Annotated in this window: 7 protein-coding genes and 2 pseudogenes; 7 read left to right on the top strand and 2 right to left on the bottom strand. The window is 34.0% G+C overall.

Features of this window, described 5'->3' with window-relative positions; genetic code table 11:
• The first annotated feature begins 944 nt into the window (after nucleotides 1-944).
• The 6 genes and pseudogenes from CN692_RS16280 to CN692_RS16255 all read left to right on the top strand — a co-directional run.
• Nucleotides 945-2,882, top strand: coding sequence for a BglG family transcription antiterminator (locus CN692_RS16280; protein ID WP_098120227.1), 1,938 nt, complete (start codon nucleotides 945-947; stop codon nucleotides 2,880-2,882).
• Nucleotides 2,883-3,196: 314 nt separating this feature from the next.
• Nucleotides 3,197-3,505, top strand: coding sequence for a PTS sugar transporter subunit IIB (locus CN692_RS16275; RefSeq protein ID WP_098120226.1), 309 nt, complete (start codon nucleotides 3,197-3,199; stop codon nucleotides 3,503-3,505).
• Between the two features lie 20 nt (nucleotides 3,506-3,525).
• A complete protein-coding gene (celB, locus tag CN692_RS16270; RefSeq protein WP_098120225.1) occupies nucleotides 3,526-4,866 on the top strand; it encodes a PTS cellobiose transporter subunit IIC in 1,341 nt (446 codons plus the stop codon).
• Between the two features lie 204 nt (nucleotides 4,867-5,070).
• Entirely contained in the window at nucleotides 5,071-5,391 is a 321-nt protein-coding gene (locus CN692_RS16265) for a PTS lactose/cellobiose transporter subunit IIA (RefSeq protein ID WP_098120224.1), read from the top strand.
• Between the two features lie 190 nt (nucleotides 5,392-5,581).
• A complete protein-coding gene (locus CN692_RS16260) occupies nucleotides 5,582-7,075 on the top strand; it encodes a family 1 glycosylhydrolase (RefSeq protein WP_098120223.1) in 1,494 nt (497 codons plus the stop codon).
• A 199-nt stretch (nucleotides 7,076-7,274) separates the two neighbouring features.
• Nucleotides 7,275-7,898: pseudogene (locus CN692_RS16255) on the top strand (SpoVR family protein); the annotation flags it as partial.
• 150 nt (nucleotides 7,899-8,048) lie between these two features.
• Here the strand turns inward: CN692_RS16255 and CN692_RS16250 are convergent.
• A complete protein-coding gene (locus CN692_RS16250; RefSeq protein WP_098120221.1) occupies nucleotides 8,049-10,211 on the bottom strand; it encodes a GerAB/ArcD/ProY family transporter in 2,163 nt (720 codons plus the stop codon).
• A gap of 20 nt (nucleotides 10,212-10,231) precedes the next feature.
• Nucleotides 10,232-11,722: a spore germination protein gene (locus CN692_RS16245; RefSeq protein ID WP_098120220.1), complete on the bottom strand. Its 1,491-nt coding sequence runs from the start codon at nucleotides 11,720-11,722 to the stop codon at nucleotides 10,232-10,234.
• A gap of 705 nt (nucleotides 11,723-12,427) precedes the next feature.
• Here CN692_RS16245 and CN692_RS16240 point away from each other — a divergent pair.
• Nucleotides 12,428-12,828, top strand: a pseudogene (locus tag CN692_RS16240) (SpoVR family protein); the annotation flags it as partial.

Here is a 12,828-nt window from a genome sequence, read left to right as displayed (position 1 = left end):
AGAGGGGTTCATTTGGAGACTAACATTGAGGGTAAGTCTGTTTTGTTTAGTTATGATGGGAAAAATATACATCGGAAATATATTTAAGACCACCTTTTTAAGGTGGTTTCAGACTGTAGACAAACTCGATGAAATTCGAGTTTGTCTACAGTCTTTTTTGATTTAAAATATATTTATAAATTAGTGGAAGACATTTATTCTTCTGTGGAACACCCATGCATTGACCCTGTTATTTTAATTAAGTTAACCTTTATTCAATATTAATGTACAGAGAGCAAAAATTCCCAACAATCTGAGTCTCCTATTTTTAAAATACAAGTCTCTTATCTATTTAACTAGAAGATATAAGTTCTAGAAAAGTGCAGATTTAAGACAAGGTTAATAAACTAGCTATTTAAAATTTGTTATACTACTAACGCATATAGGGTGGACAATAACGAAGGTTGAAATAGTGATAAAATCAATAGTTGAACACATAGATGGACTACAAAAGGCGACCGCTTTATTAGATTGGAGTATTTGGAATATAATGAATGGGGAATTTCATTAGACCATCTTTGTTAAGGAGAATTTTCAAATTTCAGAACCTATTTTTAAAAGATTAAATTCTTATCTATACAAATGGGTATTTGGAAAAGGATTAAAAATTAAATTATAGATTTAGTAATATAACAATGTTCAACTTCTATGGAAGTACGATAGACTTCCATTCACTGTGGTGAATCTGAGGGTTCATGGTTGGCTAACGCAATGCGATAGTTGAATAAAACTTGGATCTGAATGAGTTGCTCCTTTTTCATTATTGGTTAGTTCAATATCTGGGACAGTGAACTGTAACATAAGTAAATGAGTTCTGCTCGCCCTTGACAGAACGACCCATGTAAAGAAAAAATAAAGTAGCATGAATCAATTAAAAAAGAGCAAAAATTAAGGAGGATAGAAACGTGATTTCAAAACGACAAAAAGACATCGTGTTGTCTTTAATGAAAGCAAAAGAACCTGTTACAGCTGAATGGATGGCAAAAGAACTTGGTTTTAGTGATAGAACCATTCGCAACGAGATTAAAGAACTTCAATCACAATGCTCGTCGTTAGGAATAATCATTGAGTCGGTTCGAGGAAAAGGATATATATTAGATATAAAGGACTATGAGGTGTTTGAAAAGGAGTATAATTCTAATGAGAATGAAGCGATATATGAAAATAAATCGGATTTTTCCGAACAGGAAAATCGGGTTTTGTATATACTAAAACGATTTTTATTAGAAAAGGGACCAATCAAAATAGAAAGCCTTGAGGGGGAGCTATTTGTTTCAAAGCCTAAGGTTCAAAATGACTTGAAAATTGTCCGTGAAATATTGGATAGATATCAATTGAAGTTAGTTACCAGACCACATTATGGTACGCAGGTTGAAGGCGATGAATATATGAAACGGCTATGTTTATCAAGTTTTATGTTAAGCCGAAATAGCAACTTAATCATTGAAAGTAATTCTTTTCATGTTTTGGACGAAAACCTGTTTGAAAAGTTAAAAGAAATCATCGTTAAAAAAGTGAATGAATACAAAATTGAGATATCTGACATTGCACTCGAAAATTTGGCGACCCATATTACAATTGGATGTAAGAGAATTGAAGAAGGTTTTGTCATTGAAAACATCGAACACGGTTTAACAGGAAAATACCCCTTAGAAAAAATTGTTGCCAATGAAATTGTAAAAGAAGTTGAGGAGTTTACGGGCTTTACATTCCCGCAATCTGAAATTAATTATATTATTGTCCATTTGTTGGGGACAAAATTAATTCACAAGAATACGTTGAAAGAATTTAGTCATTTTGATGAGTTAGATAACCTAATTCATTGCATGCTGGAAAGATTGAAAAATGAATTAAATTGGGATTTTCATGATGATGAAGAATTCATTCAATCGATGACTTTACATATACGGCCAGCAATGAATCGGTTGCGTTATAACTTGAACATTCGAAATCCATTATTAAACGAAATTAAAAGGAAATATCCTAGCGCCTTTGAAGGTGCTGCTATTGCCAGCAGATGTATTGAGGAATATTTGGAGATTGAGGTAGGAGAAAACGAGATTGCTTATATTGCATTGCACATAGGTGTAGCATTAGAAAAAATGAAGACAAGGCTGAAAAGGCCAAAAAGGGTGATTGTGGTGTGTGCTTCTGGAGTTGGAAGTGCAAGACTATTGTATTATCGTTTGCAAAATGTGTTTAAAGATGAAATCGATATTGTAGCTTCAACCAATTATTATCAATTAAAAGAATACGACCTTTCCTCTATTGATTTTATTATTAGTACGATTCCAATAAAAGAAGATATAGTCGTTCCAGTACAAGTGGTCAACACATTTTTAGGAGAAGAAGATATTGAAAATATCCGAGAAGGCTTATTACCTGTTAAAAAGAATGAGGAACAAGGTTATTTAGATGAATCAAGAGTTTTTATTCACAAAGACTTTGAGGATAAAGAAAGCGCTATCCGTTTCTTATGTGAAGAATTATATAAACAAAAACTCGTCTCCAAAGATTACATAAATTCGGTGTTGGAAAGGGAGTCGCTCGCTCCAACCAGCTTTGGGAATCTTGTGGCCATCCCTCATGCACTTTCACCGGAAACAGAGGAAACATTTTGGACTATATGTACGTTAAGGAAGCCCATCGAATGGACTGATAAACAAATGGTTCAATTTATCTGTTTGTTAAATGTAAGAAAAGAACCTAATGAGGATGATCTGGAAGGCATGTATAAAAGGCTCTTGGCTTTAATTGAAAACAGTGCAACAGTCAAAAAAATACTAAAGGGTAAGTCTGCTGAAGAAATTATAAGGATTTTAAATGATACTAAATTGATATGAAACATTAGGAAATACGTCTTTTTACAACTGAATAGGGAAAAATGAGGGTATTCCAAAATAGGGGTACCCTTTTTATGTTATCTGTATGTTATCGGAGGATAATTTAATTTATTAAACTTTATTATAAGTATTTAAACATTTTTCCGTTACGTAACGGAAAAATCATTTCTGTAAAATTAAACGCTTTCAAAATAAACTATAAAAGTAAGGTGATTAAAGTACTTTTAAAACATTTGCCAAATTAGCCTGTTTAGATTAATTGGCTAATTGTATTTAAAAAAATATTATTGTGGATAAATAGGAGGAATAAACAGATGAATATTTTATTATGTTGTGCAGCAGGAATGAGTACAAGCTTGCTAGTGACCAAGATGGAAAAAGCAGCCGGAGAAAAAGGTTTAGAAGGAAAAATTTGGGCTGTTCCTGCTAATCAAGTCAATCAACACATTGACAATGCTGATGTTCTACTTTTAGGACCACAAGTAAGATACTTGCTACCAAAATTAAAAGGGTTAGGTGAAGAAAAAGGCATCCCAGTGGATTTAATTAATCAAGTTCACTACGGAATGTGTAATGGAGAAGAAGTTCTAAAAACAGCTATAAATTTAGTAAATAATAAATAATAAAAAAGGGGAAAAAGTAGATGAGTAAATTCAACACCATACTAGAAGAGAAAGTCTTGCCTGTTGCAGCTAAGATTGGTGCGCAAAGGCACCTAACGGCTCTTCGAGATGGTCTTATTGCGACTATGCCATTCATTGTAATTGGTTCATTTTTCTTGATCTTGGCTAACTTGCCAATTCCAGGTTATGCTGATTGGATGTCTTCAATTTTTGGTCCAAACTGGGCGGCTAAATTAAGTTATCCAGTAGATGCAACTTTCAATATCATGTCACTAATCGCAGCATTTGCAGTGGCATACAGATTAGCAGAAAGCTATAAGCTTGACTCGATGAGTGCGGGTACTATTTCAGTTGCTGCTTTCCTATTAACAACACCATTTAATTTCTTATTTACTCCAGCTGGGGCTGAAACGGGAGTGATGGTAACTGGTGCAATTTCAAAAGCTTTCTTAAGTAGTAAAGGTTTGTTTGTTGCGTTACTTTTTGCAATTTTATCAACTGAAATTTATCGATGGCTCGTCAAAAAAGATATTGTTATTAAAATGCCAGCAGGCGTACCCCCAAGTGTTGGTAAATCATTTGCAGCTTTAATACCAGGATTTATTGTTCTTCTTGTGGTTTGGGTAATACGTTTACTTGTTGAGTTGACTCCTTATGAAAGTATCAACGGTTTAGTTACGACCCTTTTAGGTGACCCGCTTAAATTGGTAGGTCTTACTCTAGGAGGATCCATTGTTGCTGAATTATTCGTAACTTTACTATGGGCTACTGGATTACATGGTACAAACATCGTTAAAAGTGTAATGGAACCAATTTGGTTTGGTGCTATGGGTGACAATATGACAGCATACCAGGCTGGCAAACCTCTACCACACATTGTTACACAACAATTTTGGGATAACTTCGTCCACATCGGTGGAACGGGTGTAACATTTGGTTTAGTTCTTTCAATGGTATTGTTTGCTAAATCACAACAAATGAAAAGTCTTGGTCGTTTGGCACTTGCTCCTGGTATCTTTAACATTAACGAGCCACTAATCTTTGGTTTGCCAATCGTGTTAAACCCAATCATGATTATTCCATTCGTCGTTACTTCAATCGTTACCGTGATTGTAACTTTTCTTGGTATGGATTTGGGATTGGTAGCAAAACCAACAGGTATTGCAGTCCCTTGGACAATGCCGCCAATTATTTCAGGATATCTTGCTTCTGGCGGACATATTTCAGGTGCAATCATGAATTTAATTAACATTGTTATTTCATTCGCAATTTATACTCCATTCTTCAGAATATATGATAAAGCGAAGAAGAGAGAAGAAGATGCGATGAATGCAGGTGAAAGAAAAAATATAATCGCGTAGTTAAGTGAGGTGGGCATTAGTTTGACTAGAGCCTATCTCTTACAAGTAATATGACAATAAAGGTCAATCTTCTGATGATAGAATTAGAAAAATGATCTTTGTTGAGATGTTTTAAAACTTCTGGATTTTAATATATATTTATTCAAAATTGGACGGAGAAGGGAATATCCCCTTCCTAGTAAAAAAATTGAAAGGCTGTTAATCATGAATAAAGAAGAACTTTACAATCTTGCATTTCAATTAATACTACATTCAGGGAATGCAAAAAGCTTTGCGATGGAAGCGATGCAGAAAGCTAAAGAAGGAAATTTTGATGAAGCAGAAGAAAAACTAACCGAAGCGGATTCTGCCTTTAATGAAGCACATCATGTTCAAACTGACTTAATCCAAAAGGAAGCAGGTGGAGAGAAAGTCGATTTTCCTCTTATTATGGTTCATGCACAAGACCATTTGATGAACTCAATGACCCTTAAAGATATGGCCAGAGAAATCATCGAGTTGCATAAACTTATCAAAAAGGCATAAAACAAAACGCTCCTCTAGAATTGCCCAAGTACTTTTGGGCTTTTTTTATTCAAAATAATTTTTTCGCATAATAATTCTTGCAATGATATTAACACGAGAAATATGTATTTAAACTCATAGCTATTTTATTAAAGAAAAATAAAATGTGTAGTTTTAATCCGTTTTGCATTTAGAAAGGAAATGAACTTTAATGAAAAAAACATTCCCGGAAAATTTTTTATGGGGTGGAGCCACTGCTGCAAACCAATATGAAGGTGGATACAATGAAGGCGGAAGAGGGCTTGCAACAAGCGACTTCATAACAAATGGTTCTGCAGAACGCCCAAGGAAAATTACAATCAAGTTAAAAGATGGAACAAAAACAATGGTTAATCGACGGCCTTCTGGAGACCCAAAAATTGATACCATACCAGAAGGCGCAACAGGCTATATTGATGAAAACGTTTATTATCCAGGCCATAAAGCAGTTGATTTTTACCAACATTACAAAGAAGATATTGCCCTTTTTGGAGAAATGGGTTTTAAGTGTTTCCGGCTATCTCTTAGTTGGTCCCGTATTTTCCCAAAAGGTGGAATTGAAGGGGAACAACCAAATGAGGAAGGGTTAAAATTTTACGAAGATGTTTTTAAAGAGTGCAAAAAATATAATATCGAACCATTAGTCACTCTTTATCATTTTGAAACTCCAGCTTATTTGGCTCATCATTTTAATGGTTGGGGCGATCGTCAGACGATAGATTGTTTTTTACGAATGTGCAAAGAAGTATTTACAAGATATAAAGATTTAGTTAAATATTGGATCACCATTAATGAAATTAATGTATTAAATGGATACGCCTTTATGGGAACTAGGGAGGCTACCGCGCAGGCGCGTTATCAAGCGAAGCATCATATGTTTGTTGCGAGTGCTCTTGCCAATAAACTTTGTCACGAGATTATTCCAGATGCAAAGATTGGTTGTATGGTTGCATTAAGCTGCATTTACCCGAAAGATTGTAAGCCGGAAAATGTATTTGGAGCTTTGGATTATCGAAGAGGAGCTTTGATTTATACTGATATTATGATGAGGGGATATTATCCATCTTACGCCGACCACTTTTTTGAAGAGATGGGAGTAACCATAAAAAAAGAACCGGGGGATGACAATATAATCAAGGCGCACCCTTCGGATTTTTTATCATTTAGTTTTTACCGTAGTAGTGTATACCATACTGAAATCGTTCAGAATACCGATACCGGTGGACAAATGGGAGATGTAAATCCTTTTCTAGAAAATACTGAGTGGGGTTGGGCTATTGACCCTGTTGGGCTAAGATACACATTATCTGAACTTTATGACAGGTATCAAAAACCGCTCTTTATTGTTGAAAACGGAATGGGAACTATTGATAAGCCAAATGAAAATGGATATGTGGAGGATGATTATCGGATTCAATATTTCCGAGATCATATAGCAGAAATGAAAAAGGCGGTCACTTTAGATGGTGTCGATTTAATGGGATATACACCATGGGGTTGCATTGATTTAGTTTCAGCAGGAACTGGAGAGATGAAAAAACGGTATGGTTTTATTTATGTAGATATGGACGACGAAGGAAATGGAACATTAAAAAGAACAAAGAAAAAATCATTTGATTGGTACAAGAAAGTGATAGCAACTAATGGAGAAGACCTTAGTTTTTAGATTGAAAATATTTCAAATTATGATCAGTTAAATAAAACTCAGGTTTTAATAGATAGATCTCTCACGGAATCGGAATTCTTCAAAATGATTGATTATTCCTATGATTTGATTTTTAAAGGGTTTAAAAAACTAATTGATTGACGCTCCTGTTAAATAAGGAATTGGATTTCTTGGTCAAAAAGGAGAGCTTTAAAAGACACAAGGCTGGGCAAGTTACTGGCACATCCGCGAACTGAACCTAGACTCAAACGAAGCAATCGAATACGCAAAACTAAACGCGGGTGTTGTTCAGCTATCAAAAACAAGCATTAACCCATATTATTTAGGACTAAGAATGTTTGAAGATATTGAAGAGCGATATAATAATCCAGCAAAAGAAATGCGTGAGTTAGGTGTTAAACCAGGCAGCGGAAGAGAAAAAATGTTTGAAGTTCGTGAGTTAGAGTCTGATAGTTCATTTATCCGAAACTATTTAACGAAAGAACTTGTCATGAGAGAAGATATGTATTTATTCCAACGACAAGGTAAGGAATATAAAGTTAATGATAAAGCATGGGAAAATGTAAGAGTTCAACTTGTTGTTAGTAGGGTAAATGGAGGTTTCCCATATATCGTTGTTCAAGAGGGCGATTACTTAAAAAATGGGGAGCTTTATTTGAAGCGTTCCTATGAAAATATGGAACTTGATGTGAAGTATGTTGAGAAGGTAATGCCTTATATTCATCAGTTGTGGGGTAGAGGGGTTCATTTGGAGACGAATATTGAGGGTAAGTCTGTTTTGTTTAGTTATGATGGGAAGAATATTCATCGGAAGTATATTTGAGAACGCCTTTTATAGGCGTTCTTTATTTTGATAAATTTTTAGAGAAATATGAACAACTCCCATTTCAAATCAACGATTTGAAATGGGGATTATCTACAGTCTAGAAGACACCACTTAATAAACATGGTGTCTTTTTCCATATTGCCTTCGTTAATCAATCGTTCCAGTTTGTCGGATTTCAACATCTGCCTTTATATGAACTTTTACGTGAGGATAATACATTTCCCATTTTTTTTCATTAAATCCTGGATAATGTTCTCTATATTTTGCTCCTAAACCTAGAGGGTCTATTTGTTGGTTCTTAAATTCGGTAACAATCTTTACGCCGTTTTTTTCTAATATCTGTTCAATCTGTTTTTGAATCCTTTTTTTATCAACAGCTACCCTTTGTTTCTTTGAAGGAGCGAATTCTTTAAGACTTGGTCTCAGTTTTAGCTGAATAATAAATTCTGGTCTATCATGTACAATTTTTACTTTATACTTTACTTTTGAACCGAGAGTTTCAATAACGACCTTATCACCATTTTCTAAAATAAATTGGTGCAAAGTATTTTTGGAGCTTTCAACTAAAGTCTTAAATATGAAAGAATCTTCTAGTGAAATAGATGTAACATATTGATCATTTTTAAAAAATGCCATTCCAGTGATCCTGATGTTTTCGTTTTCTGTTTTAATTAAAGGTAAATATGGATCCTGTCCCATTTGAAATAATTGAAATAAAAAGGTATGTAAATCAGTTCGAGGAAGTTGGCCAATTTCCATATTTTGCTCTAGCAAATTATTGACATAAATTGAAACGTTCTCATTTTTATATTTCTTTGATTTAAATAATTGATTAGCATCGCCATCAACAATTCCCAATTGAATAAGGCTCCCAATTGAAGGGTCACGATGTAAGGTGTCTACAAAATCATTGATCCCTATTTTTGCCAGTTCTTTTCCATAAAGAGCTATACGAACCTGACCACTTACCAATGGATTTTGAGTTTCGTTATTTAAGATCGAACGAATCTCTTTACTGGATTTCCCTATAGCTGTTCGGACTTCTGTAGAAGAAGTTTTGTCTTTTTTAAAAATGGGATATACAATTGTTCCCTTTATGTTCTGTTTTCCCGAAAGATCATACCCTAACCCCTGTGACATATCGATTTTATTAACAATGTAGGAGGTGGGAAAAAGGGTGCACCCTGACAATATTAAAATAAGAAACAACAAAAGCACAGACCTACTAATCATTTTGATTACCCATTTTTTAAAAGTAACAAAAAGTAAGAGTATTGGAATATAGCCGTAAAAAATCCATAAATTCATTTGAGTGATATATTTATCTAGCATATCTTTGAAGGGGTCGTTTATTATTTGACAAAGGACTACGCTTAATAGGCTAAGAATTAGTAAAATATAATTTTGCTTACTACTAAAAATTTTTTTAAAACCTCTACTGGAACACCATAATAAAAGTGCGAGTAAAGAGCTAACGATAACCAAATACATGGAGATATATAAGTATTCAAATCTCTCTAAAAAAGGCAGTGTAATTATTTTCGTAAAAGACAGTTCTGGCCAAATTGTCGTATTTAACAGTTTTTCACTATAGAAGGTAAGGGAAACAATAGAAGAAAAAGTATATAGTAAAGTAGTAAATAGAACACCTAAATGAGCAAATTTTTTTGAGGCTTTAGGATTCCTTATAAATGGATAGAACATCAGTAAAGTTTCAGTTCCAGCCGTTGTAGACATTGAGCCTTTTAAGGAATCAGACAATTCTTTTAATGAATGGCTCATTATAGGCAGTAAATTTGAAAAGTGAGCCATTTTTAACGGAAAAAAATAAAGGACGATTAACAAAATTTGCGGGAAAATAAACGATAAAAGAGACATCCCGACAACAACTCGAAATCCTCCGGAAATACAATAATAAACTGATAATAAAATTAAGGAAGCAATAATCCATGATGGTATGGTAGGAAACATCCAGACTTGAACGATCTCTATAAACTTTAGTAAAACATAAACACTTGCTAACCAATAATATATCATGATAAAAAAACTAAAAAATTTGCCTAGTATATTTCCAAAAATACTTACATGAACATCGATAATATCTCCATCGACTTTTCCTAAAAGTTTATACATCACCCATATTAACACCTGTACTAAACAACCTGCAGCTAATACACCAATCCAGGCATCATTTCCTGCTTTCGCGGCAATGATTCTTTGGAAACTTAAAATACTAACACCAACTTGCGAATTATAAATAACAAAGAAGACTAAATAAGGAGAAATCTGATGTCTTATATTCACTTTCATTTTAATTTCTCCTTTACGGTTTATTCATAAAAATCGTTCGCTGGCTCTGGTTTTTTTCCTGTACCAGTTGACTTTCTCTTTTTTTGTGGACTCAATGATGCTGGGTTTTCTTTTTGCATCGAAAAAGGGAGTCTGACCCATAAATCTTGAAATGAAGTCTTACGTATTGGATACTGGCTTAAATAGGGACGCCCGAGTGACGTTAACCGCAGTAAGTGAAGCAATGTAAATTGGTAGCCTAAAAACACTCCAAACAAACCTAGCCATTGAGCTAGAAAAATGATTGGAAACTTAATAAATCGAATGGTATTACTAAATTTATACACAGGCGCCGTATACGAAGTTAAAGCGCCAAGTCCTACTAAAATAAGCAGAATATTACTTGTTAATCCAGCTTCCACAACAGCCTGCCCGAGGACGATACCACCTACTACACCAAGGGACATTCCGATTTTAGGTGGCAGGCGGATTCCAGCCTCTTTTACCATTTCGATCATTAATTCTAAAAAAAGAGCCTCACCGAATGGGGGAAAAGGAACTGTTGCCCTTGAGCCGACAAGCGTTTCAAGTAAACTGGCAGGAATCAACTCATAATGATAAGTCATAATTGCTACATACAGCGGACTTACGAATATCGAGATATAAATAGCACTGAATCGTAATAATCGAAAGAAATTTGCAATAATCCAAGAATAACTATAATCTTCCATTGCTATAAAGGATTCCATAAAGGTAACTGGAAGAATTACTAGATTTGGTGATCCATCTACTGCAATGACAATTTTACCTTCTGTAAGACCAGCAGCTACTCGATCTGATCTTTCGGTGGAGATCGATTGAGGAAACAAGGAATTAGAATTGTCCTCAATCATGGAAGAGATATAAGAACTATCCTGAATTTGGTCATATTGAATATCGGTTATTCTTTGTATTACTGTGTTTACGTTTTCCTGATCGGCAATCCCATCCATATATATAACTGCTACTCTTGTTTTTGATAGCTCTCCAACCTTCATTTCCGTGATTAGCAGTTCAGGTACTGGCAATTTTTTTCTAATTAGATTAATATTTGTGTCTAATTCTTCAATAAATCCAATTTGAGGTCCTATGGCAGAGACTTCCATAGTCGTTATGCCAATATCACGAAATTTACTGTTTGCTATATTAATTAATAAACATTCTTCATCATCTTGATGCTTTTGAATAGCTACTGACCCAATTAAAATGTTTTGGATGATTTTATTTTTATCCTTAGTTAAAATAATCTCTTGAACAGGGATTTTATTCTTTAATCCTTCGAGCGATAACCATTCCTGCAAATAAGGTAAGACATCTTTATGTAAAATGTCTGATGAGATGAGTGTGCGATAATAAGATAGCCAAAAAGGTGCATTGTCATTTAATGAAGTATGTTCGTGAACAAAATCATTTGATTTTGATAATTGTTCCGCCCAAGTTTGTTCAATTATATTTTGTGGTTCCTTTTCCTTATCTCCATTTTTTATCTTCATCCGTATCCCTCAAAACTAATTTTTTTAAATTATGTGTAAAAAAGGGAATTTTATACAAGTTTTACTCGATAAATGCTTACTTTAAATATTTGTTTCTTTTTTTGTTTTAGATGATTTCCAGCAATTTCGTTATGACCAAGAACTAGCCTCGCACAGGAACACATATGAGCTGCAGTTGGAAATTGTACCTTAATATTATTTCTTAGTTCTGCCATTCGAGTAGCGATACCAAGTATGGAACCAAGTCGTTCTAGATCTTCTTGAAAAGAACTGATAATCCATTCACCTATACTGGCTACATGTATGATTAAGAGTTAAAAATGTATTATTTAATTGAAAGATATTTTTCTCTAGAACAAGGGGGTACCGTCTTACAATCCGTTTTAATGTTATCGTAATACAACTAACCGCAAAGTTAATACTTAAAAATAATTAACGAGTAAAAACATATTCAAATTTTATAATCATTCGTTTAAGTCTTTATCCATAGGCCTGTTAAAGTTATTTTTACAGAAAAGAGGGGACTATTTTAGTAACTTATTGCTAATTAAGACGAACATATTAAAAAAAATACTTCGCATATATTTCAGGTTATATGCGAAGTATTTAGCGGATCTTTGTATTCCATAGTTTGACTATTAGGAACTATAGAATATTGTATTCGTAAGTTTAAACAGGTTATTAATTTAAAATCTTTAAGAGAAACAAGGCTGGGCAAGTTACTGGCACATCCGCATCATGCGCGAACTGAACCTAGACTCAAACGAAGCAATCGAATACGCAAAACTAAACGCAGGCGTTGTTCAACCATCAAAAACAGGCATTAACCCATATTATTTAGGGCTAAGGATGTTTGAAGACATAGAAGAACGATACAATCACCCATCAAAAGAAATGCGTGAGTTAGGTGTTAAACCTGGCAGCGGTCGAGAAAAAATGTTTGAAGTACGAGAGTTAGAGTCTGATAGTTCATTCATCCGAAACTATTTAAAGAAAGAGCTTGTCATGCGAGAAGATATGTATTTATTCCAACGCCAAGGTAAGGAATATAAAGTTACTGATAAGGCATGGGAAAATGTAAGAGACCAACTTGTAGTTAGTCGAGT

Origin of the sequence: Bacillus sp. AFS002410, from assembly GCF_002556365.1 — a bacterium.
Taxonomy (GTDB): Bacteria; Bacillota; Bacilli; order Bacillales; family Bacillaceae_G; genus Gottfriedia.
Note: the sequence above shows the minus strand (reverse complement) of the source record. Positions and strands in the feature narration are given on the sequence as shown.